The organism is Tahibacter caeni (genome assembly GCF_024609805.1).
GTDB classification, from domain to species: domain Bacteria; phylum Pseudomonadota; class Gammaproteobacteria; order Xanthomonadales; family Rhodanobacteraceae; genus Tahibacter; species Tahibacter caeni.
In genome coordinates this window covers 1-25,068 of record NZ_JANFVR010000011.1, presented here as the reverse complement: position 1 = coordinate 25,068, position 25,068 = coordinate 1, and the positions used below count along the sequence as shown (strand labels likewise).

At 69.0% G+C, this 25,068-nt stretch carries 28 protein-coding genes; 16 read left to right on the top strand and 12 right to left on the bottom strand.

Annotation, left to right across the window (positions count from 1 at the left end):
* Positions 1–61: 61 nt before the first annotated feature.
* The gene (locus NON22_RS02135; protein WP_257385248.1) at positions 62–1,576 is read left to right on the top strand and encodes a fumarate hydratase; all 1,515 of its coding nucleotides are present in this window, start codon (positions 62–64) and stop codon (positions 1,574–1,576) included.
* A gap of 50 nt (positions 1,577–1,626) precedes the next feature.
* On the opposite strand, the gene NON22_RS02130 is transcribed toward NON22_RS02135, so the two are convergent.
* Complete coding sequence (locus NON22_RS02130; protein WP_257385247.1) at positions 1,627–2,505, bottom strand: alpha/beta hydrolase family protein; 879 nt, start codon at positions 2,503–2,505, stop codon at positions 1,627–1,629.
* 230 nt (positions 2,506–2,735) lie between these two features.
* On the opposite strand from NON22_RS02130, the gene NON22_RS02125 reads away from it, so the two are divergent.
* Both NON22_RS02125 and NON22_RS02120 read left to right on the top strand, forming a co-directional pair.
* Complete coding sequence (locus NON22_RS02125) at positions 2,736–2,945, top strand: cold-shock protein (RefSeq protein ID WP_257385246.1); 210 nt, start codon at positions 2,736–2,738, stop codon at positions 2,943–2,945.
* Positions 2,946–3,033: 88 nt separating this feature from the next.
* A complete protein-coding gene (locus NON22_RS02120) occupies positions 3,034–3,903 on the top strand; it encodes a pirin family protein (RefSeq protein WP_257385245.1) in 870 nt (289 codons plus the stop codon).
* A gap of 63 nt (positions 3,904–3,966) precedes the next feature.
* On the opposite strand, the gene cqsA is transcribed toward NON22_RS02120, so the two are convergent.
* The 4 genes from cqsA to NON22_RS02100 form a co-directional block, all read right to left on the bottom strand.
* The gene (cqsA, locus tag NON22_RS02115; protein WP_257385244.1) at positions 3,967–5,256 is read right to left on the bottom strand and encodes an alpha-hydroxyketone-type quorum-sensing autoinducer synthase; all 1,290 of its coding nucleotides are present in this window, start codon (positions 5,254–5,256) and stop codon (positions 3,967–3,969) included.
* A gap of 127 nt (positions 5,257–5,383) precedes the next feature.
* On the bottom strand, positions 5,384–6,409 hold the full coding sequence (locus tag NON22_RS02110) for a response regulator (protein WP_257385243.1): 1,026 nt from the start codon (positions 6,407–6,409) through the stop codon (positions 5,384–5,386).
* On the bottom strand, positions 6,409–7,779 hold the full coding sequence (locus tag NON22_RS02105; RefSeq protein WP_257385242.1) for a sensor histidine kinase: 1,371 nt from the start codon (positions 7,777–7,779) through the stop codon (positions 6,409–6,411). Before NON22_RS02105 ends, NON22_RS02110 begins: the two co-directional genes overlap by 1 nt.
* A gap of 176 nt (positions 7,780–7,955) precedes the next feature.
* The gene (locus NON22_RS02100; protein ID WP_257385241.1) at positions 7,956–8,345 is read right to left on the bottom strand and encodes a cytochrome c; all 390 of its coding nucleotides are present in this window, start codon (positions 8,343–8,345) and stop codon (positions 7,956–7,958) included.
* 119 nt (positions 8,346–8,464) lie between these two features.
* Here NON22_RS02100 and tcdA point away from each other — a divergent pair, with 119 nt between their 5' ends.
* Positions 8,465–9,259 carry a tRNA cyclic N6-threonylcarbamoyladenosine(37) synthase TcdA gene (gene tcdA, locus NON22_RS02095; RefSeq protein WP_257385240.1) on the top strand — a complete coding sequence of 265 codons (795 nt, stop codon included), beginning with the start codon at positions 8,465–8,467 and terminating at the stop codon, positions 9,257–9,259.
* A 121-nt stretch (positions 9,260–9,380) separates the two neighbouring features.
* The gene (locus NON22_RS02090) at positions 9,381–9,611 is read left to right on the top strand and encodes a DUF6116 family protein (RefSeq protein ID WP_257385239.1); all 231 of its coding nucleotides are present in this window, start codon (positions 9,381–9,383) and stop codon (positions 9,609–9,611) included.
* Here the strand turns inward: NON22_RS02090 and NON22_RS02085 are convergent.
* Positions 9,592–10,371 carry a TatD family hydrolase gene (locus NON22_RS02085; protein ID WP_257385238.1) on the bottom strand — a complete coding sequence of 260 codons (780 nt, stop codon included), beginning with the start codon at positions 10,369–10,371 and terminating at the stop codon, positions 9,592–9,594. The two genes, NON22_RS02090 and NON22_RS02085, sit on opposite strands and share 20 nt — an antisense overlap.
* 100 nt (positions 10,372–10,471) lie before the next feature.
* Between NON22_RS02085 and NON22_RS02080 the strand changes: the two genes are divergently transcribed.
* On the top strand, positions 10,472–11,455 hold the full coding sequence (locus NON22_RS02080; protein ID WP_257385237.1) for a glycosyltransferase family 2 protein: 984 nt from the start codon (positions 10,472–10,474) through the stop codon (positions 11,453–11,455).
* A gap of 50 nt (positions 11,456–11,505) precedes the next feature.
* On the opposite strand, the gene NON22_RS02075 is transcribed toward NON22_RS02080, so the two are convergent.
* The 5 genes from NON22_RS02075 to ygfZ form a co-directional block, all read right to left on the bottom strand.
* A complete protein-coding gene (locus NON22_RS02075) occupies positions 11,506–12,690 on the bottom strand; it encodes a magnesium transporter (protein ID WP_257385236.1) in 1,185 nt (394 codons plus the stop codon).
* Positions 12,691–12,851: 161 nt separating this feature from the next.
* A complete protein-coding gene (locus tag NON22_RS02070; protein ID WP_257385235.1) occupies positions 12,852–13,235 on the bottom strand; it encodes a VOC family protein in 384 nt (127 codons plus the stop codon).
* Between the two features lie 195 nt (positions 13,236–13,430).
* Positions 13,431–13,868, bottom strand: a complete 438-nt coding sequence (locus NON22_RS02065) for a cell wall hydrolase (protein WP_257385234.1) — start codon at positions 13,866–13,868, stop codon at positions 13,431–13,433.
* Between the two features lie 519 nt (positions 13,869–14,387).
* Positions 14,388–15,206 (bottom strand): phosphate/phosphite/phosphonate ABC transporter substrate-binding protein, encoded by an 819-nt coding sequence (locus NON22_RS02060; RefSeq protein ID WP_257385233.1) that lies wholly within the window; start codon positions 15,204–15,206, stop codon positions 14,388–14,390.
* Positions 15,207–15,282: 76 nt separating this feature from the next.
* Positions 15,283–16,110 carry a CAF17-like 4Fe-4S cluster assembly/insertion protein YgfZ gene (gene ygfZ / locus NON22_RS02055; RefSeq protein ID WP_257385232.1) on the bottom strand — a complete coding sequence of 276 codons (828 nt, stop codon included), beginning with the start codon at positions 16,108–16,110 and terminating at the stop codon, positions 15,283–15,285.
* 345 nt (positions 16,111–16,455) lie between these two features.
* On the opposite strand from ygfZ, the gene NON22_RS02050 reads away from it, so the two are divergent.
* The 10 genes from NON22_RS02050 to lolD all read left to right on the top strand — a co-directional run bounded on the left by NON22_RS02050 (position 16,456) and on the right by lolD (position 23,279).
* Complete coding sequence (locus NON22_RS02050; protein ID WP_257385231.1) at positions 16,456–16,626, top strand: DUF1674 domain-containing protein; 171 nt, start codon at positions 16,456–16,458, stop codon at positions 16,624–16,626.
* A gap of 87 nt (positions 16,627–16,713) precedes the next feature.
* On the top strand, positions 16,714–17,109 hold the full coding sequence (sdhC, locus tag NON22_RS02045) for a succinate dehydrogenase, cytochrome b556 subunit (RefSeq protein WP_257385230.1): 396 nt from the start codon (positions 16,714–16,716) through the stop codon (positions 17,107–17,109).
* On the top strand, positions 17,106–17,495 hold the full coding sequence (gene sdhD / locus NON22_RS02040) for a succinate dehydrogenase, hydrophobic membrane anchor protein (RefSeq protein WP_257385229.1): 390 nt from the start codon (positions 17,106–17,108) through the stop codon (positions 17,493–17,495). Before sdhC ends, sdhD begins: the two co-directional genes overlap by 4 nt.
* A gap of 4 nt (positions 17,496–17,499) precedes the next feature.
* On the top strand, positions 17,500–19,287 hold the full coding sequence (gene sdhA / locus NON22_RS02035; protein ID WP_257385228.1) for a succinate dehydrogenase flavoprotein subunit: 1,788 nt from the start codon (positions 17,500–17,502) through the stop codon (positions 19,285–19,287).
* A 10-nt stretch (positions 19,288–19,297) separates the two neighbouring features.
* Positions 19,298–19,648, top strand: a complete 351-nt coding sequence (locus NON22_RS02030; protein WP_257385227.1) for an Mpo1-like protein — start codon at positions 19,298–19,300, stop codon at positions 19,646–19,648.
* Between the two features lie 116 nt (positions 19,649–19,764).
* Positions 19,765–20,553: a succinate dehydrogenase iron-sulfur subunit gene (locus NON22_RS02025; protein WP_257385226.1), complete on the top strand. Its 789-nt coding sequence runs from the start codon at positions 19,765–19,767 to the stop codon at positions 20,551–20,553.
* Positions 20,554–20,572: 19 nt separating this feature from the next.
* Positions 20,573–20,821: an FAD assembly factor SdhE gene (locus NON22_RS02020; RefSeq protein ID WP_257385225.1), complete on the top strand. Its 249-nt coding sequence runs from the start codon at positions 20,573–20,575 to the stop codon at positions 20,819–20,821.
* Entirely contained in the window at positions 20,793–21,239 is a 447-nt protein-coding gene (locus NON22_RS02015) for a protein YgfX (protein ID WP_257385224.1), read from the top strand. Before NON22_RS02020 ends, NON22_RS02015 begins: the two co-directional genes overlap by 29 nt.
* Before the next feature lie 98 nt (positions 21,240–21,337).
* Positions 21,338–22,579 (top strand): lipoprotein-releasing ABC transporter permease subunit, encoded by a 1,242-nt coding sequence (locus NON22_RS02010; protein ID WP_257385223.1) that lies wholly within the window; start codon positions 21,338–21,340, stop codon positions 22,577–22,579.
* 7 nt (positions 22,580–22,586) lie between these two features.
* Positions 22,587–23,279: a lipoprotein-releasing ABC transporter ATP-binding protein LolD gene (lolD, locus tag NON22_RS02005; RefSeq protein ID WP_257385222.1), complete on the top strand. Its 693-nt coding sequence runs from the start codon at positions 22,587–22,589 to the stop codon at positions 23,277–23,279.
* A gap of 95 nt (positions 23,280–23,374) precedes the next feature.
* On the opposite strand, the gene NON22_RS02000 is transcribed toward lolD, so the two are convergent.
* Positions 23,375–24,292 carry a DUF4394 domain-containing protein gene (locus NON22_RS02000; RefSeq protein ID WP_257385221.1) on the bottom strand — a complete coding sequence of 306 codons (918 nt, stop codon included), beginning with the start codon at positions 24,290–24,292 and terminating at the stop codon, positions 23,375–23,377.
* Between the last annotated feature and the right edge of the window lie 776 nt (positions 24,293–25,068).

Genomic DNA, 25,068 nt, shown 5'->3' with positions numbered 1-25,068 from the left:
TCACGCCGACCCGGAGGCTGGCTTACAATGGACGTCTTTTCGTCAGCCAACGCCAGCGACCGTGAGCACGATCCAGCAGGAAGACTTCATCCAGAGCATCGCCGATGCGCTGCAGTACATCTCGTACTACCACCCGGTCGACTACATCCGGAATCTCGCCGCCGCCTACGAGCGCGAAGAGTCGCCGGCCGCGCGCGACGCGATGGCGCAGATCCTGATCAACTCGCGCCTCTGCGCCGAAGGCCACCGGCCGATCTGCCAGGACACCGGCATCGTGACGGTGTTCCTGAACATCGGCATGAACGTGCGCTGGGACGCGACCCTCAGCGTCGAGGACATGGTCAACGAAGGCGTGCGCCGCGCCTACAACCATCCGGACAACAAGCTGCGCGCCTCGGTGCTGGCCGATCCGGCCGGCAGGCGCAGCAACACGCGCGACAACACGCCGGCCGTGGTCAACATGCGCATCGTGCCCGGCGACGAGGTCGAAGTCACCGTTGCGGCCAAGGGCGGCGGTTCGGAAGCCAAGTCCAAGTTCGCGATGCTCAACCCGTCCGACTCCATCGTCGACTGGGTGCTCAAGACCGTGCCGACGATGGGCGCGGGCTGGTGTCCGCCGGGCATGCTCGGCATCGGCATCGGCGGCACCGCGGAAAAGGCCATGCTGCTGGCGAAAGAGGCCCTGATGGAGCCGATCGACATCCAGGACCTCATCGCGCGCGGGCCGCGCACGCGGGCCGAGGAACTGCGCATCGAGCTCTACGACAAGGTCAACGCGCTCGGCATCGGCGCGCAAGGGTTGGGCGGGCTGACGACGGTGCTCGACGTCAAGGTGCTCGACTATCCGACGCATGCGGCGAACCTGCCGGTCGCGATGATTCCGAACTGCGCGGCGACGCGCCACGCGCATTTCGTGCTTGACGGCTCCGGTCCGGTCGCGCTGGAACCGCCCTCGCTCGAGGACTGGCCGCAGCTGACCTACGACGCGTCCAAGGGCCGCCGCGTGAACCTCGACACGGTCACGCGCGAGGAGGTCGCGAGCTGGAAGCCCGGCGAGGTCGTCCTGCTCAACGGCAAGCTGCTGACCGGTCGCGACGCGGCGCACAAGCGCATGACCGACATGTTGAACCGCGGTGAAAAACTGCCCGTGGATTTCAACAACCGCTTCATCTACTACGTCGGCCCGGTCGATCCGGTCCGCGACGAGGTCGTCGGTCCGGCCGGTCCGACCACGGCCACGCGTATGGACAAGTTCACGCGGCAGATGCTCGAGCAGACCGGCCTGCTCGGCATGGTCGGCAAGTCCGAGCGCGGCCCGGCCGCGATCGAGGCGATCCGCGACAACAAGGCCGTCTACCTGATGGCCGTCGGCGGCGCGGCCTACCTCGTTTCCAAGGCGATCAAGGCCGCGCGCGTGCTCGCGTTCGAGGACCTCGGCATGGAGGCGATCTACGAGTTCGAGGTCAGGGACATGCCGGTCACGGTCGCCGTCGACAGCCGCGGCAGCTCGGTGCACGAGACCGGCCCGAAGGAATGGCAGGCGCGCATCGGCAAGATCCCGGTCGTCGTCGCCTGAGGCGCTCGAACCCGACGGCGGCACGTGGCGCTGTCTGAGCGCCGCGCAGGTCAACGCATTCCGGCCAGCCACTCCATCACGCGCCGCGCCACGGGTTCGGGCTCGCGCATCCAGTCGAAGTGACCGGCGCGGCCGCCGCTGAATTCGTCGTCGCCGATCGTGTCGCGGCGCAGCTGCAGCCGCGGCAACTTGGCCAGCAGATGCTCCAGCGAGGCCGGCGGCGCATAGGCGTCGCTGCGCAGGCGCAGGGCCAGGGCCGGCAGCTCCAGATCGCGCAGGCGCGCTTCGGCGTCGAAGTCGACGCGCGCCGGACGATAGTCGCCGCTGCGTGCGCTCGCGGCCCAGTCCTGCATGACGCCGCGTGCCTCGCGGCCGGCGAAGCCCGTGCGCTCGCCCGGGAAATAGCCGCAGAGCGCGGCGAGCGCGCGGAACCAGACCGGCGCGACCAGCAGGCCGGCCTTGTGCCAGCCCGGAAACGTGCGCCACCAGGGATGGCCGCTGCCGACGAGCAGGTAGCCGGCGTAGTCGGCCGGGTCGCGCGCGAGCGCCAGCGCCGCGAGCTGTGCGCCGAGGCTGTGGCCGCCGAGTATCCAGCGCCGGTCCGGAAATGCCGCGACCAGTGCGGCGCGCGAGGCGGCCACGTCGCGCAGCAGTTCGGCGTAGCCCCAGTCGCAGCCGCGCGCCGCGCGGCGGTTGCTCGATTCGTGTCCGCGCCATTCGTGCAGTGCGACCGGGCAGCCGCGCTCGGCAAGCGCCGCGGCGAAGTGGCGGTACTTGCGCGCCGACACGCCGAGGGCCGGCAGCCAGAGCAGGCCGAAGGGACCGGAATTCGCCGCCGACGCGAGCAGCAGCTGGGCATCGTGGCCGTCGCCGCTGGCGACGCGCAGGGATTCGGGCGCCGGGACCGGCGCAGCGGAGGAGGCGGGCATGGCCGGATGGTAGCCCAGCCGGTCCGGGCCGACGACCCGGTCGGCCGCCGTTCAGTCACTGTCGATTTTGTTAAAAAGCTTGAGTAGACTGGCCCGGCTGTGTTTGCACGGTCTGAACGTCTGACCCGATGCCAGCCGATCGGTCGATCCGCTTCATCGCTTTGTCTCGAGCCCTGCAACCAGTAAGCCGACGGCATGCCGTCTATGTTTCAAGCTTGGGAGAGCGTTTCATGTCGGATCGTGAGGTTGGTACCGTTAAGTGGTTCAACGATGCCAAGGGGTTTGGCTTCATTGCGCGTGAGAATGGCCAGGACGTCTTCGTGCACTTCCGCGCAATCACCGGAACCGGATTCAAGAGTCTGCAGGAAGGCCAGAAGGTCAGCTTCAAGGTCGTGCAGGGCCAGAAGGGCCTGCAGGCCGACGAAGTCAGCCCGGTCTGACCGCGACACGCGTTGCCAGGGGAATCCGAACGCCACGAAGCGATTCGTGGCGTTTTTTATTGGCCATGAGCTGCCGCCGGAGGCGCCGATGAGCGACACCGTGATCCGTATCGAACCGCGTCTCCACGATCTCGGCGGCGGCTTCATCGTGCGCCGCGCGCTGCCGCACCGGCTCGCGCGTTCGGTCGGCCCGTTCGTGTTCTTCGACGAGTTCGGTCCGCAGCAGGTCGCTCCGGGCGACAGCACCGACGTGCGGCCGCATCCGCACATCGGCCTGGCCACGATCACCTACCTGCTGGCCGGCCGCATGGTGCACCGCGACAGCCTCGGCACCGTGCAGGAGATCCGTCCGGGCGACGTCAATCTCATGAGCGCCGGCCGCGGCATCGTGCATTCCGAGCGCGGCACCGACCAGGCACATGCGCAGGGCCAGTTCCTGCACGGCCTGCAGACCTGGGTCGCCTTGCCGCAGGCGCAGGAAGAATCGGAACCGTGGTTCCGCCATTACGCCGGCGCCGGTCTGCCGCGGCTGCAGCGCCCCGGCGCCGCGCTGCATCTGCTGATCGGCCGCGCCTACGGCGCCGAGTCGCCGGTGGCCGCGCCGTCGCCGACCCTGTACGTGCTCGTCGACGCGCAGGCCGGCGCCGAGCACGCGATCGAGGCCGACTATCCGGAACGTGCGCTCTACGTCGTCGACGGCAGCGTCGAGGTCGACGGCCAGCCGGTCGCGCGCAACGAGTTCGCCGTGCTGCCGCCCGGTGCCGCGCGCTTTCGCGCGACCGCGGACAGCCGCATCGCACTGGTCGGCGGCGAACCGCTGGATGGGCCGCGGCATCTATGGTGGAACTTCGTCGCGACCACGCGCGAGCGCATCGAGGCGGCCAAGGATGCCTGGCGCGAACGGCGCTTTCCGCCGGTGCCCGGCGAGACCGAGTTCATTCCGCTGCCCGAGCACTGACCGGTCCGGCGCACGAAAAAGGCGGCCTTGCGGCCGCCTTTCCGGTGTTGCGCCGTCGCTGGATCAGGCGACGCCGGCCAGCAGCTCCGGCTTGGCCGCGTGGCGCCGTTCGCGTCGCGTCGCGCTCCATTCGTCGAGACCGACCTTGTCGCGCAGCCGTGCGCAGGCGTCGACGAGCCGGGCCACGGCCGCGTCGTCGAGGCCGGCGTGCAGGGTCAGGCGCAGCAAGGCGCGGTTCTTGGCCGTGGCCGGCGCGCAGAAGATCGCGCCGAACACGTTTTCCGCCTCGAACTGGTCGCGCACGCGCATGACGGCCGCTTCGCTGCCGACTTCCAGCGCGATGATCTGCTCGCTGCCCTCGCGTATCGGATAGCCGAGCTCCAGCAGCGATTCGCGCACGCGCCGCGTGACGTGCTGCAGGCGCGCGCGGCGCCAGCCTTCGCGCTGGATCACGCGGTGGGCGGCGTCGATGCTCGCGAGCTCCTGCGGCAGCAGCGCCGAGGAGAAGATCGCCGGCAGCGACTCGAACGCGAAATACGGCTTGAAACGCCGGCTGCAGCTGATCAGGCCCGCGCGCGAGCAATAGGCCTTGGCCAGGCTCGCGGTCACGAAATGCACGCGGTCGCCCAGGCCCAGGCTCGCGACGAGTCCTTCGCCGTGCACGCCATGGGTGCCCAGCGAATGCGATTCGTCGACGACGAAGATGCAGCCGTGGCGCTGCGTGATCGCGGCGAACTCGGTCAGCGGACAGAGGCTGCCGTTCGTGCTGTAGACCGAATCGACGAGCACGATGCCTGGACCGTGGCGCAGCACCTGGCGCTCGAGGTATTCCGGATCGTTGTGGTAGACCGGCACGGCCTGCGCGCCGGCCGCACGTATGCCTTCCCAGAGCGAGGTGTGGGCGAGCATGTCGATGTAGACCGGCGTGCGCTCGCCGGCCAGGCTCTGCACGAGGCCGACGTTCGCGACGTAGCCGGACTGGCACAGGATGGTTTCCTCGCTGCCGAGGGCCAGCGCGAGTTCGCGCTCGAGCAGATGCAGCGGATCGTCGTCCTGCTGCATGAACAGGCTCGACATCATCGCGCCGTTGCCGGCGGCGTCCAGTGCGGCGTGCTGCGCCTCGACGATATCGGGATGGCGCGCGAGCGCGAGATAGTCGTTGCTCTGCAGGTGCAGCGCATCCGCGCCGGGCCGCAGGCCGCGCAGGATGTGGCGTCCGCCCCAGCCGGCCTGGACGCGTTCGTTGTGGAAGCGCTCGACGCGCTGGCGCGCGAATTCCGGCAGTTCCGGCGCCGGAGCCGGCCGCAGTTGCGGGAAAGAAGGAGTGACGACTGACGGGAAGGAAATACTCATGACTGCAAACCTCTCACGGGAGTTATAGACCAAGCCGTTCCCTGGCTGGCTGCGGTGGCTCCCGCAGCGGGACGACCGGCCCGGCCCTGGGCCGGTCGGAATCGAGAGGTTTCGCGGTGCCGCTGGATCATCCCGCCCGTGGCGGGACGTCGACGTTGTCCTGCTCGCGCAGCCAGTTCCGGTACGACTTGACGTGAGCCAGCTGCAACGGTTCCAGATGATCGATCAGGCTGAAGTAATAGCAGGTTTCGCCGCGTATCGGCGTGGCCGGGAACAGGTTCGCCGCCGGATCGGCGATCTGCGGACTGTAGAAGCCGCCGCTGGACCAGAACCAGGGCAGGGAGCTGCCGGAACGCAGCGCGCGCAGCACCGTGTCCGGTGCTCCGCGGTCTTCGGCGACGTCGTGCTGCTCGCGCAGATCGTCGTCGGTTTGCACCAGCAGAAAACGGCCTACGCCCCAGGCATCGAGCATGAGCACGCCGGTCGGATTGCAGACGACGTAGGACTCGATCGGCTGGAACGTCGCGACGACCGAGTCGAACACGGCGCGGAACGCCGGATCGCGCAGGAAGCCGAAACGGCCCATGGCCAGCGCCTCGGCGACGAATGCGCCGGCGCGCTCGAAATAGCGCTGCTGCAGCTCGCGGATCGCGACCTGCAGCTTGGCCATGGCCTGCGGATCGCTCTTGCGGATGAAGCGGTCGATCACACCGGAATTGAATGCCTCGATCGCGACCGAATCCTCGGCGCGGCCGGTCAGCAGGATCTTGCCGATCAGTGGATTGTTGAGGCGCTTGCAAAACGAGACGCCGTCCATCTCGGGCATGAAGTAGTCGACCACGAGCACGGACACTTCGGAAAAGCGCTCGGGGTCGTAAACAATGCGGTGTATGGAGTCCACATCAAGGGCCAGCAGCTCCTGCGTCTGCGAGGGTCGGTCCTTCCAGCGGTAGAGCCAGCCGCCGCCGGGCACGGGCCGGCTGCCGGCGCTGCCGAGCGCGGCCAGGGCCATGCGCGGCGAGCTGAACGGCCGCAGGTGGAGCATCGGATCGAGCATCAGCGGCACGACGTCGAGGTATTCCTCGTGATCGTCGACGAGTACCGTCGTGGTCGGGAAATAGAAGGGCGGGATCGTCGCGGCGCCGGGCTGCATCAGTTGTCCCTCCGCAGGAGATCGGGGAATACGATCGTGAATTCGGTGAACTCGCCGTACGTGGAGCGGCAGATTATCGTCGCGCCCATGCGTTCCAGCGCCAGTCGCACGAACGACAGGCCGACGCCGAGGCCGGTGCTGTAGTCGGTCGCGCTCGAATAGAAGCGTTCGAAGATGTGCTGCAGCACGTCGGGCGGAATGCCCGGTCCGCTGTCGTGGCATACGACACGTTGGCCTCCTGCGTCGGCGTGAACGCTGAGCACGATGCTGCCCTTGCCGGCGCGTCCGGTGTGGAATAAGGCATTTTTTATCAGATTGAACAGCACGTGGACCAGCAGCAGGCGCGAGCCGACGAACTGGAAGTCCTCGGCCGTGCCGATCGAGACGCGGCTGCGCTCGTGCTGCGAGCCGAACGGATAGCGTTCGAGCGCTTCGTGCAGGCATTCCAGCGCCGAGACGTTCTCGACCTGCACGTTGCCGATCGGCCGAGCGGCGACCAGCAGCATGTCGATGACCGTGTTGGCGTGCTCGACCTCGCGGCCTATGGTCTCCATGGCCTTGGACAGGCGCGCGAGCTGCGATTCGCGCAGCTCCGGCACGTCCAGGCGCGCCTCGACCGCGCGGCGGTGCGAGTCGGCCAGCAGCGGCAGGAAGCGGTCGACGGCCTGCGTCGCGATGCGCACCGAGGCCAGCGGCGTGCGCAGCTCGTGGGCGATGTTGTTGGTCGCGGCGATGATCGCGTCGATGCGCGCCTGGTTGCTCATGCTGTGCGAAATACTGAACACCGAACCGGAAATGATCGCGAACGCCCAGACCGGCGAGTAGGCCAGCAGCGCCGCGCTCGCGATCGGTTGCGCCGGCGCGAGCATGTAGGCGAACACCGCGAGCAGGGTGCCGATCAGCCCGGTCACGATGAAGCTGCCCATGTCGAACAGCATGACCATCAGGAACACCGAGATCAGGTGCGACAGCAGCCACGCGACCGTGCCGCCGTTCTGCAGCAGCATGTAGGAAAAGAAGAACGGCAGCGCGAACGTCATTGCCAGATACCAGTACAGCGGCAGCCAGGCGCGCAGGCGGCTGGGCCAGAGGCTGACCAGCATTAGCGGCAGGAATAGCAGCGAGCCGAACAGGCGCAGGCCGAGGCTCTCGTACGGCTGCGGCAGCAGCTTGGCCCAGACGAAGTAATAGGTCGGAAAGCCGAACACGCCGAGCGCGCCCATCCAGCGCATCTTCGGCTCGGAATAGCGGGCGCGCGTGAAGATCGTGGTCTCGAAGCGGCGCCAGACGCGCTTGAGCTGCCACCAGACGAGCCGCGGCATTCCGTGCAGGCGGCGGCTGGCGGTATGGATGGCCTCACTCGTATTCATGCGCGCCCGCGGATGGCGCCGTCATCGGCGGCGCCCGGTCTGGGAAACGGCTTCGATACTAGTGGAATTGCGCGATTATGGGGCGAGTGCGCGTTCTGTGCGGCGGTGAACAGCTGTGCCGGCCGGCATGGCCGCGGGCCGTCGTCGGCGACGTCGCACTTCAGCAAATCAAGCGCTTAGCGGTAGTCGCGGTGGCAGTTCTGGCAGGCCTCGCCGGTCTGTTGCAGGGCCTCGTCCAGAGCGCGGCAGTCGGCCGGCGCCTCGGCCGCCCGGCGCCCGCTCGCCTCGACGAAGCGGCGCGCCTGCTCGGCAAAGTCGGCGCTCTGGTCCGGGTGGGACGGCGTGATGTCCGCGGCGGTCTCGGCGAGGCGGCGGAAATGCACGGCGCTGCGCGCGGCGGCGCAGTCGCTGCTGCGCTGCAGGCGGCGCAGCTCGCCCAGATGATGCTGCAGCACGTTCATGACGCCGCGCGCCCAGGCGTTGCGCTGGTGCAGGGAGTTGGCCGCGCTGAACGCGATGAGGGCGCCGATCAGCAGGCCGGCGAGCAGGATCAGCAACGCGCGCATGGAGTTTCCGGCAGGCAAAGGGCACAAGGGTAGTCCACGCCCGCCAGGCTTGCCATCCGCGACCGGCCGCCGCGCCATTGCGCCGCGGCGGCCGCACGGTGCCTGCTAGAATCCGCCGAATGTCCGACTCCGTTCTTTCGGCCCGCTTCGGCGGCGTCGACCGTCTGTATGGCCGCGGCGCGCTGGCGCGCCTCGCCGCCGCGCACGTCGCCGTCGTCGGCGTCGGAGGCGTGGGTTCCTGGAGCGTGGAGGCGCTGGCCCGCAGCGGTGTCGGCGAGCTCACCCTGATCGACGCCGACGATGTCTGCGTGTCCAACACCAACCGCCAGCTGCATGCGCTGGACGGGCAGTACGGCCGGCCCAAGGTCGACGTGCTGGCCGAGCGCGTGCGGGCGATCAATCCGGCGGTCCGTCTGCATACCGTCGCGAATTTTCTGACCCCGGCCAATCTGGCCGAGCTGCTGGACCGCGGTTACGACCTCGTGCTGGATGCCTGCGACAGCTTCCGCGTGAAGGTCGAGACCATCGCCTGGTGCCGCCGGCGCAAGCTGCCGCTGATCGTGGTCGGTTCGGCCGGCGGCCGGGTCGATCCCACGCGCATCCAGGTGCGCGACCTGTCGCGCACCGAGCACGACGCCCTGCTGTCGCTGATCCGCAAGAAGCTGCGCCAGGATTTCCATTTTCCGCGCAACCGCGATCGCTACTTCGGCGTGCCGGCCGTGTTCTCGCTGGAGAACGTGCGCTATCCGCAGGCCGACGGCAGCGTCTGCGGCACGCGGCCGGCCGGCGAGGACAGCCTGCGCCTGGATTGCGGCAGCGGCCTCGGCGCGGCCATGCACGTGACTGCGAGCTTCGGTCTCGTCGCGGCCGGCAAGGCCATCGAAAAGCTGCTCGCCGCGCGCGCGGACGACTGACCGGCGCGGCCGACCCGTCGCATCGTGTCGGTCTGTGTCCGCCGCGGCGCGCAGGCTTGTGCCGGCTGCCGCGGTCCCCATACTGCGAGCCGCAGATTCGCTGCTTTCGGGGATTGCGCCCATGACCGGTTCGCTGCGTTCGCTGATGTTCGGCCCATTGCTCGGCTTTGCGGAGCGCCTGCGTTTTCCGCGCCTGCTGCTGCTGACCGCGACCTTGTTCGTCGTCGACCTGCTCGTGCCGGATCTGATCCCGTTCGTCGACGAGATCCTGCTCGCGCTGGTCACCCTGCTGCTGTCGCGCTGGAAGAAGAAGCCGGATCCGGCACCGCCGCTCAGGCCGTTGCGAGATTGAACAGGCGGCGCGCATTGGCCGTGGTCGCCGCGGCGATGGTCTCGCGCGGTTCCGATCGAAGCGCCGCGATCTCGTCGAGCACCGCGGCAATGCTGGCCGGCTCGTTGCGTTCGCCGCGCTGCGCGGCCGGCGGCTGATCCGGCGCATCGCTCTCCAGCAGCAGATGCTCCAGCGGCAGCTCGGCGACGATGCGCCGCAGCCGGTGCGCGCGCGAATAGCTGACCGGTCCGCCGATGCCGAGCAGGAAGCCCAGGCGGCAGAGCTGGCGCGCCTGTTCCTCGCTGCCGGAATAGCTGTGCACGACGCCGCGCAGGCCCGGGTAGTCGCGCAAGGTATGGATGACTTCCTCGACCGCGCGCCGCGCATGCACGACCACCGGCAGCTCGAACTCGCGCGCGAGCGCGAGCTGGCCGCGGAAGAAACGTCGCTGCGTGTCGGGATCCAGGCCTTCGACGAAATAGTCGAGACCGCATTCGCCGACCGCGACCGCGCCGCCGGCCGCCAGGCGTTCGCGCAGGCCCTGCAGATGCGCCTCGGCGTGCTCGGCCAGGTACAGCGGGTGCAGGCCGTAGGCCGCGTGCAGGCCCGGCTCGCGCCCGCACAGCGCGGCCAGCGCCGGCCAGTCCGCCGCGCGTATCGCCGGAATGACCTGCGCGACGACGCCGGCCTGTCGCGCACGAGCGACTACCGCGTCGCGGTCGGCGTCGAATTCCGGCGCGTCGAGATGGCAGTGGCTGTCGATCAGGGGCAGGGCGGTCATGCGCCGCAGTCTGGCCCCGGCACGGCGGCGGCGGCAAGCCGGCTCGTGCGCCGCGGGCCGCGCGTATACACTGCGCCGCCTGTCGCTTCCCCCTGAGCGCATGAGTACCACCCCTGACTTTGCCGCGAGCGTGCTGCTGATCGCCTACCGCGCGGCCGACACCATCGTCGCGGCGATCGACGCGGCGCTCGCGCAGACCGTGCCCTGCGAGATCATCGTTTCCGACGACTGCTCGCCCGACGACACCTATGCGGTCGCGCAGCGCCGTCTGGCCGGCTATGCCGGCCCGCATCGCGTGATCGTGCGCCGGTGCGCGCAGAACCGCGGCGTGTCGGCGCATCTCAGCGAACTGTTCGCGCTCGCGCAAGGCCGCGTCTTCGTGATCATGGCCGGCGACGACGTCGCGCGGCCGCAGCGCGTTGCCGCGACCCTGGCGGCGTTCGACGCGAATCCCGACGTCTACGCGCTGGGCTCGGCCGTCGACGAGATCGACCTGCAGGGCCGGCCGCTGCGCCGGAACGTGCGGCACATGCCGCCGCAGTTCGGCCTCGATCATTTCGTGCGCGCAGGCCGGCTCGTCACCTTGCTCGGCGCGAGCCTTGCGCTGCGCCGCGAGGTGTTCGACCGCTTCGGACCGCTGCGCGGCAGCGCCGAGGACAACATTCTGACCCTGCGCGCGGCGCTGCTCGGCCGCGGCCTGTGCCTGGACGACGTGCTGGTCGACTACCGGCAGAACCCCGAGGGTCTCGGCAGCTGGCTGTTCGCGCGCCACGACGAGACGCCGCAGCGTTTCCGCCGCCGCTACGAACGCACGGTGCGCATGTATCGCGACGTCGCCGACGACATCGAGGCAGCGCTGGCGCGCCTGCCCGAACTGACGCCGCAACGCCGCGCGCTCGCCGCGCGCGTCGTGCGCATCTACCGCATCGAGGCCGACGCGCGCAGCGCGATCCTCGATCGTCCGCGACGCGAATGGCTCGCGCCGATCTGGCGCGGCCTGCGCGAACCCGGCCTGCGGCGCAAGAGCGCCGAACGCGCGTTGAAGCTGCTGCTGCCGCGTCGCTGGTTCGGTCTGCGCAGCTAGGGCTCGTCCCTGGCGCGCGCCGGGCGGGCGATCCCGTCGCGGCGATCGGCTCAGGCGACGAAAGACGCCGCGAGGCCGAGGAACAGACCCATGCTGACGACGTCGGTCGCCGTGGTCAGGAAGATGCTCGAGGCCGTGGCCGGATCGGCGCCGAGGCGCTTGAGCACGAGCGGCACGGCCGCGCCGGCGACACCGGAGATCGCGCAGCTCGCGGTCATGGCCGCGAACGTGATCAGCGCGAGCGTGGCCGGCTGTGGATGGTGTTGCATGCGTGCCATCACGTACATCGCGATCGCCGCGACGACGCCGGTCAGCGCGCCGTTCAGGAACCCGAGCAACGCTTCCTTGGCCATCAGCGCGGCGGCCTGGGCGCTGCGCACTTCGCCGAGCGTCATGCCGCGCAGGGTCACGGCCAGGGACTGGCAGCCGGTGTTGCTGCACTGGCCCGACAGCACGGGGATGAAGATCGCGAGCAGCACGATGCGGTTGACCGTGTCCTGGAACAGGCCGACCGTACCCGCGGCGATGAAAGCGGTGAACAGGTTCAGCTGCAGCCACGGATGACGGAACTTCAACGAGCTCAGCCACGGTGTCGCCGCGCGTTCTTCCTTCTCGACACCGACCATCGCACCGGCCTGGGCGCTGATCTCGAAGGCCTGCTGCTCGAACAGCACCGAGCCGCGCACGACGCCGATCAGGTGCCCGTCGGCGTCGCAGACCGGATAGACCGGATAGTGGCGCGTGACCACCGCATGCATCGCGTCGATGAGGTCCATGTCGCCGCGCAGCGAGAACGGCGAGGCGATCATCACGTCGGCCAGCGTGTCGTTCGGGTCGGCGAACAGCAGCTCGCGGAACGCGACGACGCCGACGAGGCGATCCTGCTTGTCGAGCACGTAGAGGTAGGTGATCAGGGTCTGCTTGACCGCTTCGCGCAGCGCGTCGACGGCTTCGTGGATGCGCGTGCCCGGGGCGAACACCGCTTTCGTCTGCTCCATGAGCCGGCCGACGCTGGACTCGGGCCAGGCCACGTCTTCGAGCCACTGCTCGCCGGCGCTGTCGGCCGCGGCGATGCGTTCGCGCCGCGTCGGCGGGAATTCCTCGAGGATCTCGACCGCCTGGCCCGGATTGAGCTGGGCCAGCACGGCGGCGACCGTGGCATCGCTCTCGTCGTGCAGGACATCGGCCGCGGCCTTCGGATCGAGTTCACGCACGCGCCGGTATAGCGATTCCATCCCCTGCCTGCCCCCGAAAAGCGGATTGACACGGCGGGTCGCGGCGTCGCGAAGCGATGCCGGCGCGAAGCGCTGGTCGATCCGGAACGCCGGCGCCGGGCCGTCGAAGCGGCGATGGTAGCAACGATGCCCCGGCCGCGAGAAGGAAGCGGCCGGGTAGGTCAGCGGCCCGGCGGCGGCTGCCAGAGCTCGATCTTGTTGCCCTCGGGATCGACGACCCAGCCGAACTTGCCGTACTCGGATTCGTCGACCTTGTCGTCGACGGCGCAGCCTTCGGCGCGCAGCGCGGCGAGCAGCGCGTCGAGGTCCTCGACGCGGTAGTTGATCATGAACGGCGCGGTGCTCGGTGCGAAGTAGGTCGAGTCTTGCTTGAACAGGCTCCAGATCGTCGTGCCGACGGCCTCGGGATTGTCGTCGTTCCAGCGGAACACGACGCCGCCCCATTCGGTGACGTCGAGGCCGAGATGCGTGCGGTACCACTCGCGCAGCGCGTCGGGATCGCGCGCCTTGATGAAGATGCCGCCTATGCCGGTCACGCGTTTCATCGGAGCCCCCGCCGTCGCGCACGGTCTGCGCCGGCGCAGCCTAGGCGGCAGCGGACGTCTTGTCGAGACTGCGGCGGCGGCGGCGCGCGACGAGCGAGTGGAAGGGATTTGCCGGGGGCGGACGCGTGGAGGGCGCGACGGCGTGGAAGATGGGCTGCGGCTGCGGCGTCGGCCGCAGCGCAGCGAGCGTGTCGCTCAGTTCAGCGAATAGAAGCGATGCGGGCCGATCACGGCGACCGGACGGCCCAGCGCCCAGCTCTGCGGCTCGGCGTAGCTCGCGACGAAATGACTCGCGCCCGGCACGACGCGCATGCGCAGGCTCTCCGGCAGCAGCCAGACGTTGCGCGCGCTGCCCGCGACCGACCAGGCTTTTGTCCAGGATTCCAAATTATCGATTTCGTAATTCTTGCTCGTAATGGACAAGGCAAACTGCCGCGGCGCCTTGAGCACTTCGCAGAGGTTCTTGCCCCAGCGGCCCTGGTCGAGGCGGTGCAGGCCGACCTCGGCGACGGCCATCTGGCCGCGCACGGACTCGCCGCGCGCCTCGAGATAGACAGTGGCCGCCAGACAGGTCTGGTCGGCAATGGGTTGCGGCATGACCGAAGTCATCCAGAGCAACAGGCCCAGCTTCATGCTCATACCTCCGTGCACACGGTCCTTGCGCGCGACAGGTCGAACGACGACGCTGGCGTTTGGGGTTTCCGGAATGTCGGTTGCGCCGCAGCTTTCTGGGGTTTGCGGCGTGGTCGTGCCGGAGCGCATGTCCTGGGCACTGGGGCCCGCGCAGGCTGACGACCGGTTGATTCAGCTTCCGCCCTCCGGGCGAAAGCGCCTGAACCAGAGACGGCCGCAAAGCATGGAACTCCGGCCGTCAGCTATCGCGCGATCCGAAGACTTACGGTTCGCGGGATCTGGTTGTCGGGCCTCTTGGCCCGTTTCGGGGTGCGGGAGTGGCGACCCGCTGAATAAGGTGGAGCGCACCTTAAGGGGCAAAAGCGGTGCTGTCAAACCCGCCGGCCCGGAGTTAACGCCGAGCTAACATCCTGATTCAGTCGTCGTTTTGCTGCTGCGGTCGCTATTTTTTGTATTTTATATCAGTGGAAAAATTCAACCGACCACGCCGGCCGGAACCGCGCCGGAAGCCGCCGCGCCTCACTGATAGCCGTAGAAGCCCTTGAGCATGGACTCCGTGCCCTTGTACTCATCGGCGGTAGCCGGCACGAACTTGCTGATGCCCAGTTCGAGCAGCAGGTTCGACAGGGCAGGGTCCTGGTCGAGCCTGAGCAGGGCCTCGGCGACCTTGGCGCGCACCGCCTCGGGCACGCTCGGGGAGGCCAGCACGGCGGCCCCGGCGAATTCGACCGAGGTCTTGACCGGGCTCAGATTCGGATACTGGTCCTTGAGCCAGGTCGGGATCATCGCGGCCTCGGCCTCGCCGGCGAACACCGCCTCGACCGCGTCGCGCCAGGAAGCGGCCGAGGACTCGATGTCGGGCTGCTGGATCGGGTTCGGATAGAAGCCCAGCAGCAGGGCATAGCCCAGGCTCGGCGCGCCCATGCAGACGATCTTGCGGCCGACCAGCGCGTCCAGGCCCTTGCCCTGCAGGTCGACGTTGGTGACCAGGGTGTAGCTCTGCCGCTCGGCCGTGCGCACGAGCGGCACGAACTGGAAGCGGGCGATGCGGTAGTCGGCCAGATGGGCCTCGTCGAGCGAGAAATCGAACTTCTCGTTGCCGCGCAGATCGCGCCAATAAAAGTGATAGTTCTTCGGCGTGACCAGGGTGAACTTCTCGCCGCTGGCCTTGGCGAGGTAATCGATCAGCGGCTTGTAGACCTCGGCAGCCTTCTGCGGGCTGTAGATCGGCTCGACGACGAAGCTGTAGTCAGCCCAGGCCGGCGCGGCGGCCAGCCCGACGATGCAGAGCGCGCCCTGCAGCAGACGTTTCCAGTGACCTTGCCGACGTTCGGACATGCTGCATCTCCCCTGAGAGCCCGACTGCGGAATTAGCCTGAGTATAGGCGAGTTTCGCTGCCGGATTTCATGTGGTTTATGACGCGGCGGCAGGGGCGTTCCAGGTCGGCGGAAGCACCTGCAGCACGGCTTCGCCGCCCTGCAGCACGGTGCCGGCGGCGGCGAGTTCGCGCCGCACGACGGCCAGCGCAAGGCCGCTGCCGTCGGGCATTTGCACCTGCTGCAGCAGTAGGCCGGCTTCGCCGCCGGCCGCGTCACGCAGTTCGCCGGCTTCGTGCAGTGCAGCAGCGCTCGCCGCGGCCAGGCGCACTGGTACGCGCTTGTCGCCGCCGCCGCGGAAATGCAGCCGCGCGACGATCTCCTGGCCCGGATAGCAGCCCTTGTGATGACTCAGCGCGCCGAGCCGCGCGAATTCCATCCACGACGGCAGCAGCTGTTCCAGCGCCGGTGCCGGCAGCCAGGGCAGGCCGGCGTCGATGTCGCGCGCCAGGGTCTGCTCGAACGGCAGGCCGTCGACGGCCGCGCCGTCGCGCAGCAACAGCAGCCGGCCGTCGGGCAGCGCGATCGGCCAGGCACCCGCCGGCACGGCGGCGTCGGCCGGCACTTCGGCCCAGTGCCAGCCGGACAGGGCCTGCAGCCGCGCCTTGAGCCGCAGCACGAACATCTTCAGGACCGGCAGCAGCGGCGCGGCTTCGCCGCCGCGCAGCAGCAGCAGGTAGCGGTCCTCGTCGGCTCGCAGCAGATGGAACAGCCGGCGCACACGGCCCTGCGGATTGAGCCAGGCATTGAGCTGGCTGTCGCCGATCGCGAGCGCGGCGACGTCGTTGGAGAACTGGGCCTGGGCGAACGCGGCGGCATCGGGGCCGGCGAGTTCGATGAGTTCGGTCGGAGCGGAAGGCGACACGCGGCGTTCCAGAAAACGCGAGAACGCGAGTATCGCAAAATCGCCGCGGCCGGCGCGGCGGCTTCGGTGCACGGCTCCCCGCGCCGGCCGGAAGGAGTACGACCTTCGTAGCGGGACGGATCTGCGCGGGCAGACGCAACGGCACGTCGATGATCGCTGCGTTCGTCTGCCGCCGCGGCGGCAGCGGCCGATTCTCGAGCCGCCGACGGCGAGATCGGCACGGCAGCGCGTCGTCATCGCCGCGGCTCGTCGCGTCGGTGCGTCCGGCATGCGCAGCAATGCTGCGTCGCGCCAGGGTTGTCAGGCGTTTCGCACGGCGTTAACCTTCGCGCCGCTTCAAGACCTATGCCCGAATCCACTTCCCAGCCAGTTCCGCCCGAACGCGTCGTGCCCGAGCCCAGCGCCCCGGCACCGACGGACGCCGACGTGCGTCCGCGTGAAATCGGCGGCCGCCAGGGGCCGGAGCCGACCCGCTACGGCGACTGGGAGAAGAATGGCCGTTGCATCGATTTCTGAGCGCGCGCCGGCGGCGTGAGCCGCATCGCGTGGATGGATCGCTGCAGCGCCGGATCGGTACCCCGGTTGGCGTAAAGGATGGCGACCATGCCTCAAGCGGCAAGACCCAAGTCACCGCACCTCCAGATCTACCGCTGGCAGATCCAGATGGTGTCCTCGATCCTGCATCGTGCCGCAGGCATCGCCCTCGCCGCAGGCACCGTGCTGCTGGTATGCCTGCTGGCCAGTCTGGCCGCCGGTCCCGAAGCCTATGCGAACGTGCAGCACTACGCGGCTTCGCCGTTGGGCCAGCTGCTGCTGCTGGGCTGGACCTGGTCGCTGGCCTTCCATCTGTTGAACGGCCTGCGCCATCTGCTCGAAGACACCGGCGCGGGCTTCCCGATCAAGACCTTCGTGATGACCGGCTGGATCGCCGTGATCGGCTCGTTCGTGCTGACCGCGCTGGTCTGGGCCTGCGTGCTGCTGCAGCGGGGTGGCGCATGAACGACAAGCATCTGCGCACGCCGCTGAAGAACGTACGCGGCCTCGGCCCCGCCCGCAGCGGCACGCATCATTTCACGGTCCAGCGCATCACCGCCGTCGCGCTCGTGCCGCTCGCGCTCTGGTTCGTCTGGTTCGCGCTGAGCCTGATCCACCTCGACTACGCCGGCGCGCACGCGCTCGCCGCGCGGCCGCTGAACGCGGTACTGCTGGTCGCGTTCGTGCTCAGCGTGTTCTGGCACGCCCAGCTCGGCCTGCAGGTCGTCATCGAAGACTATGTCCACAGGCCGGGCCTGGAGATCGTCTCCCAGCTCGCCGTCAAATTCCTCTGCGTGCTCGGTGCGCTGGCCTGCGTCCTCGCCGTCGTTCGCATCGCCCTCGGAAGCTGAGCCCATGCAAAGCTACAAGATCCAGCAACACAAGTACGACGTGGTCGTGGTCGGCGCCGGCGGCGCGGGCCTGCGCGCGACCTTCGGCATGGCGGCCAAGGGCCTCAACACAGCCTGCATCACGAAGGTCTTCCCGACGCGTTCGCACACCGTGGCGGCGCAGGGCGGCATGTCGGCCGCGCTGGCCAACATGGGCGAGGACGACTGGCGCTTCCATTTCTACGACACCATCAAGGGCTCCGACTGGCTCGGCGACCAGGATGCGATCGAATACATGTGCCGCGAGGCGATTCCGGCCGTCATCGAGCTCGAACACTACGGCGTGCCGTTCTCGCGCACCGAGGACGGCAAGATCTACCAGCGCCCGTTCGGCGGCATGACCACGCATTACGGCAAGGGCACGGCCCAGCGCACCTGCGCCGCGGCCGACCGCACCGGCCATGCGATCCTGCACACGCTCTACCAGCAGTCGCTCAAGCACGACGCGCGCTTCTACATCGAGTATTTCGCGCTCGACCTGATCATGGACTCCGAAGGCGTCTGCCGCGGCGTCATCGCGCTGGACATGGCCGAGGGCACCTTGCACCTGTTCCGCGCCCATGCGGTCGTGCTCGCGACCGGCGGCTACGGCCGAGCCTATTTCAGCGCGACCTCGGCGCACACCTGCACCGGCGACGGCGGCGGCATGGTGCTGCGCGCGGGCCTGCCGCTGCAGGACATGGAGTTCGTGCAGTTCCATCCGACCGGCATCTACGGCGCGGGCTGCCTGATCACCGAAGGCGTGCGCGGCGAGGGCGGCTATCTGACGAACTCCAAGGGCGAGCGCTTCATGGAGCGCTACGCGCCGAACGCGAAGGACCTGGCTTCGCGCGACGTGGTTTCGCGCGCGATGACGATCGAGATCCGCGAAGGGCGCGGCGTCGGCGCGGGCGCCGACCACATCCACCTGAACCTCATGCACCTCGGCCCCGAGGTCATCAACGAGAAGCTGCCGGGCATCGCCGAGAGCGCGCACATCTTCGCCGGCGTGGACGTGACCAAGCAGCCGATCCCGGTGATACCGACCGTGCACTACAACATGGGCGGCATTCCGACCAACTATCACGGCGAAGTCGTGCGCAAGGTCGGCGACGACCCCGACGCCGTCGTGCCGGGCCTGTTCGCGATCGGCGAGGCGGCCTGCGTGTCGGTGCACGGCGCGAACCGCCTCGGTTCCAATTCGCTGCTCGATCTCGTCGTGTTCGGCCGCGCCGCGGCCAACCGCGCCGCCGAGATCATCACGCCGGGCGCGCCGCACAAGGACCTGCCGGCCAGCGCCTGCGACGCGGCGCTCGGCAACTTCGACCGTCTGCGCAACGCCAGCGGCGGCTCGCCGACCGCGAAGATCCGTGCCGAGATGCAGGCCGTCATGCAGAAGGACGCCGCGGTGTTCCGCACCGGCAGCACGCTCAAGGAAGGCTGCGCGGCGATCACGAAGACCTTCGACTCCTTCGCCGACGTGCGCGTCAGCGACCGTTCGCTGGTCTGGAACTCCGATCTGATCGAGACGCTGGAGCTGCAGAACCTGCTCGGCCAGGCCGTCGCGACGATGTATTCGGCCGAGAACCGGCCGGAGAGCCGCGGCGCGCATGCGCGCGAGGATTTCCCCGACCGCGACGACGCGAACTGGCAGAAGCACACGCTCGTCAACGTCGACGCGAAGGGCAAGGTCGCGTTCGACTACCGTCCGGTGCACATGTATACGATGACCGCGGATGTCGACGTGGTCCCGCCCAAGCCGCGCGTGTACTGAGGACGACCGCATGGCGCGCGAAGGCGGGCTGATCGCATGGCAGTGGCGGGGCTACGAGCGCAATCATCGCGACCGGCTCAACCTGCTGCTGCATCTTGTCGCGGTGCCGGCGTTCATCGCCGGCATGCTGGCCTGCGTGCGCTTCCTCGCCTCGGGGCTGTGGCTGCCGGCGCTGTTCGCGCTGCTGTTCGCGGTCCTCGCGTTCGCCGTGCAGGGCTTCGGCCACAAGCGCGAGGCCGCCGCGCCGGAACCGTTTCTCGGTGCGGCGGATTTCCTCGGCCGCGTCTTCGTCGAACAGTTCATCACCTTCCCGCGCTTCGTGCTCAGCGGGCAGTGGGTACGCAACTTCGCCCATGGCTGAGCAACCGCGCCCGCACCGCTTCCACCCGCTCGCCCCGACCGCGGTCGTCGTGACCACGTCCGATCCGTCCTGGCTGCCAGAAATCGAGGCGATCGCCGCCTCCCGGAGTCCGCAACATGGCTGAGTTCACCCTGCCCAAGAATTCCCAGGTGCAGAAGGGCAAGCACTTTCCGGCGCCGGCCGGCGCGAGCAAGGTGCGCACGTTCAAGATCTACCGCTGGAACCCGGACGACGGCCAGAACCCGCGCGTGGACACCTACGACGTGGACATGGCGACCTGCGGCCCGATGGTTCTCGACGCGCTGATCAAGATCAAGAACGAGATCGATCCGACCCTGACCTTCCGCCGTTCCTGCCGCGAAGGCATCTGCGGTTCGTGCGCGATGAACATCGACGGCACGAACACGCTGGCCTGCACGAAGGCCGTGGCCGACTGCAAGAGCAAGGACGTGCCGGTGTATCCGCTGCCGGCTATGAGCGTGGTCAAGGACCTCGTGCCGGATCTGACGCATTTCTACGCCCAGTACGCCTCGATCAAGCCCTGGATACGCACGCAGAGCGCGCCGCCGCCGGATTCCGAGCGGCTGCAGTCCAAGGAGGACCGCGCCAAGCTCGACGGCCTGTACGAGTGCATCCTCTGCGCCTGCTGCTCCACGTCCTGCCCGAGCTACTGGTGGAACGGCGACCGCTATCTCGGTCCGGCCATCCTGCTGCAGGCCTATCGCTGGATCGTCGACAGCCGCGACGAGGACACCGGCGCGCGCCTGGACGATCTCGAAGATCCGTTCCGCCTGTACCGCTGCCACACCATCCTGAACTGCGCGCGGACCTGCCCGAAGGGACTGAATCCGGCCAAGGCCATCGCCGAGATCAAGAAGCTGATGGTGCTGCGCCAGGGCGCCTGAGCCGCGGACGGACCGGCGCATGAACGACACGACCGTCGCGCGCCTGCGCTGGCGCTGCCGCCGCGGCACGCGCGAGCTCGACGCGCTGGTCGGCTGGTGGCTCGACGCGCGCTACGCCGCGGCAGCGCCGGCCGTGCAGACGGCGTTCGCCGAACTGCTCGACGTGCAGGACCCGGATCTCTGGAACTGGCTGGTCGGCCGCGCCGTTGCGCCGCGCGCCGACTGGCAGGCCATCGTCGATGAAATCCGCCGCCGCGATCGCGTTTGAGCTGCGGCCTTCGCGGCTGCTCGCCGGCGCGCTGGCCGGCATCGCACTGCTCGCCGTACTCGCGATCGCTCTCAGCGGCCTGCGCCGCTGGCCGTGGATCGCCGCGGCGGTCGGTATTGCGGTCGCCCTGGTCCTGTTGCGCACGCTGCGGCGGCTGCGCCGGCCGCGCTGGCGCCGCGCCGGCTGGAATGCGGACGGCGTCTGGACCCTGCTCGACGGCGCGCAGATCGCCGTCGGCGCACACCTGCTCGGCTGGCGCGCGTTCGGCCTGAGCCTGCTGCTGCGCCTGCACACGGCGGCCGGCGAAGCCGTCACCCTGTGCCTGCTGCCCGACAATCTCGACCGCGATACACGCCGGCGCCTGCGCGTGCGCCTGGACCAGGAAGCCGCGCGCCCGCCGCCGCCGACCACGTGCTGAACGCCGCGTCCGCGGCGCCTTGCGCGGCTGCGGCGCGTATTGCACTCTCGCGCGGTTCTCCGGTCTGAACCGGCTCCCAAGGATTGCGACCCACGGCCATGTTCCGACCGTTAGAGCTGTTCATCGGCCTGCGCTATACGCGGGCCAAGCGCCGCAATCATTTCATCTCGTTCATTTCGCTCGTGTCGATGGCCGGCATCGCGCTCGGCGTCACCGCGCTGATCGTCGTGATCTCGGTCATGAACGGCTTCGACAACGAGCTGCGCACGCGCATCCTCGGCATGGTCTCGCACGCGACGATCAGCAGCGTCGACGGCAGCATGCACGACTGGGCCGACGCGCAGAAAAAGGCCGAAGCCAACGCGCACGTGCTCGGCGCCGCGCCGTTCATCGAGCGCGAGGCCATGCTGCAGGGCAGCCGCGTCGGCGGCGCGATCCTGCGCGGCGTGCTGCCGCAGGAAGAGCCGAAGGTTTCCGAAGTCGACCGCAAGATGAAGGCCGGCGCGCTCGGCGATCTCGTCGCCGGCGGCTTCGGCATCGTGCTCGGCCGCGAACTGTCGTACAAGCTCGGCGTCGACGTCGGCGACCAGGTCGTGGTCTATGCGCCGGAGATCCGCGCGACGCCGGTCGGCGCGGTGCCGCGGCTCAAGCGCTTCACGGTCGTCGGCATCTTCGAGATCGGCATGGAGGAGTACGACGCGGGCCTGGCCATCGTGCACCTGCAGGATGCGCAGCGGCTGTACCAGGTCGACGGTCCCGACGGCCTGCGCCTGAAGCTCGACGACCTGTTCCGTGCGTTCTCGGTCGCGCGCGACCTGTCGCAGGAGCTCGGCAGCTTCTACCGCGTGCGCGACTGGATGCAGGGCCACGCGAACTTCTTCAAGGCCATCGCGATGGAGAAGCGGGTCATGTTCATGATCCTCTCGCTGATCGTCGCGGTCGCCGCGTTCAACCTGGTGTCGACCCTGGTCATGCTCGTGCAGGACAAGCAGGCCGACATCGCGATCCTGCGCACCCTGGGCGCGAGCCCGCGCAGCATCATGGGCGTGTTCATGGTGCAGGGTGTCGTCGTCGGCGTCATCGGCATCGCGATCGGCACCGTGCTCGGCGTCGTGCTCGCGCTGAATCTCGAAGGCATCGTCAAGTACGTCGAGAAGACCCTGGACATCTCGGTGCTGCCGTCTGACGTCTACTACATCAGCGATCTGCCGTCGGACATGCAGTGGAGCGACGTGGGCCTGATCGCGCTGCTCGGCTTCGCGTTCTCCCTGGTCGCGACCCTCTATCCGGCCTGGCGCGCCGCGCGCACCCAGCCCGCCGCGGCACTGCGCTATGAGTGAGAACGCGATGAGCGCATCCGACACCGTGGTCCTGCGCGCGACCCAGGTCGCCAAGACCTACCAGGAAGGCGCGCTGCGCACCGAAGTACTGGCCGGCGTGGACTTCGCCGTGGCGCGCGGCGAGACGCTTGCGATCGTCGGCGCCTCGGGCTCGGGCAAGAGCACCTTGCTGCACATCCTCGGCGGCCTCGACACGCCGAGCAGCGGCGAGATCGACGTGGCCGGCCGGCGCATGTCGTCGCTGTCCGACCGCGCGCGCGGCGAGCTGCGCAACCGCTCGCTCGGCTTCATCTACCAGTTCCACCATCTGCTGCCGGAATTCACCGCGCTCGAGAACGTCTGCATGCCGCTGCTGATCCGCGGCACGCCGATCGCGCAGGCGCGCCGCGAGGCGGCCGAACTGCTCGCGCGCGTGGGCTTGGGCCAGCGCCTGGAGCACAAGCCCGGCGAGATGTCCGGCGGCGAGCGCCAGCGCTGCGCCGTCGCGCGCGCGCTCGTCACGCGCCCGGCCTGCGTGCTCGGCGACGAGCCGACCGGCAATCTCGACGAGAAGAACGCGGCGCAGGTCTATGCGTTGATGCTCGAGCTCAACCGCGAAGTCGGCACGAGCTTCGTGCTCGTGACCCACGACCGCGGCCTGGCCGGGCGCATGGACCGCGTGCTCGAGCTGCACGGCGGCAGGCTCGTCGCGCCCGCCTGACATCGGGCGGGAACCCGGCGCCCCAGTCGCCGAGTGAACCCAAGCCGGCGCCGGCCGGAGCGGAGCGCTACCGCGATCCGGCCTGCCGCCGCTAGCTAGTCGACCGAGAACGACTGCAGCGACACCGGCGTAGTCGCCCCTTCGTATTCGCCCGCGAGCGGCGAGGCGACCGTCGTCGCGGCACCGGTCGCCAGATCGATCGTCGCGAAGCGGTTGACGCCGCCGCCTTCGTACAGCCAGGCGTAGAGCACGCCGGTGGTCTTGTCGAACTCGATGCCCTGGGCGAAGTTCGCGTTGACGCCGGTGGGGCCGATCAGGGTCGCCGCGCCGGTCGCGGTATTGATCGAGTAGATGCTGTCGGTCGCGATGTCGTGGCCGTACATCTGGCCCGAGGCGTTGATCGCGATGTCGATCATCAGCGCTGTGCCGGTCGCCCCGACCAGGGTCGCGACGCCCGTGACCGGATCGAACGTGTAGATCTGCGAGACGGTGCCGTCGGAGGTCGACAGGTAGTACGGCGAGGACGGCGTCTGGAACGCCAGGCCGGTGACCGACTGGCCCGCCGCCGTGCCGGTGATCGTGACGGTCGGCGTGAAGACGCCGGTGGTCTTGTTCAATTCGCCGAATCCGAATACGTCGCTGACCGCGTAGATGCGGCCGGCGACGTTGTCGTACTCCAGACCGTACAGATTGCCGGTCTGCGGGCCGATGATGGTCGCCGTGCCCGCATTGGGCAGCAGGAACGACTGCAGCGAATCGGCGCCGGTGCCGGTGGCGCGCATGTTGAACTGGTAGGTCGTGTCGCCGAGGTTCTTCGGCAGCGCGGCGGCCTGCGCGTCCTTCGGACTCAGCGCGCCGTAGGCGTGGCCCAGGCATTTCTCCGCATACCAAGCGGGTTCGCGCTGGAGGCTGTTCTTGAGTTTGGCGCAGTCCTGCGCGTCGTTGTCCGCCGCTATCGCCGGCAGCGTCGCGTGGGCGGCAAGAACGATTCCGACAAGCTTCAATGCATGCATGGCACCTTCCCCATCATCGGTTCACCAGCCCGAATGCTGGCAGTCCGGGTTCTTATCGCGTTTGCGGGTTTTGCTCAAGCTTTGCTCACCGGACAGCGGCCGCCGCGCCGGGAGCGGGCGGTCTCGACGGCGCCCGTGCAGGCGGGGGCGGGACCCTGTCGGAGCAGCCGGCCCCGGCGTTCGGGCATGGAGAAGTGATCGACGGGTCGTCCCGGCAACGCCGATCGGAACGCATGTCGTAACGCCGAGCGGTCGCGGCCGCCGCCGGCAAACCGCCGCGTGTCGGCAGGGTGGGCGACGGACCGCAGCCCAGCGGGGACGGTGTTCGTGGCAGCTGGTCTGCGCCGGAGCCGGCAGAGCGGCGTCCGGCGTTCGCGCCATGCGGCAAGGCGGTACGGACAGGAATGTCCGCCATTCGAGGCCGGGGCGGCGTGCCTCGAGCGCACCGAGTGCGGGTGCCTGACACCGGTGCGTGCTCCGAGCCCGACGCGCTCGGGTGTCGGACGAACCGGCGCTGGAACGGAAATGTTCGTTGCGGCGGCCGACCAGATCGACTCGCGCCGGACCGACCGGAAAATTCCGAGCCCGCCGCGCGCCGTTCGCCGCTGCCGCCCGGGTGCCGCCCGCGTCAGGCTCGCAGCGACTCTCCTGCGAACTGCGGACCATGGGTTCGATCGCCGCCATCGCCACTGCCGTCTCGGCCGCCGTCGCGGCGTTCGCGGCCGTCCGCGCGCCGCGGCCGGAGCCGGCCGCGGTCGCGGCGGTGCTGGCCGGCG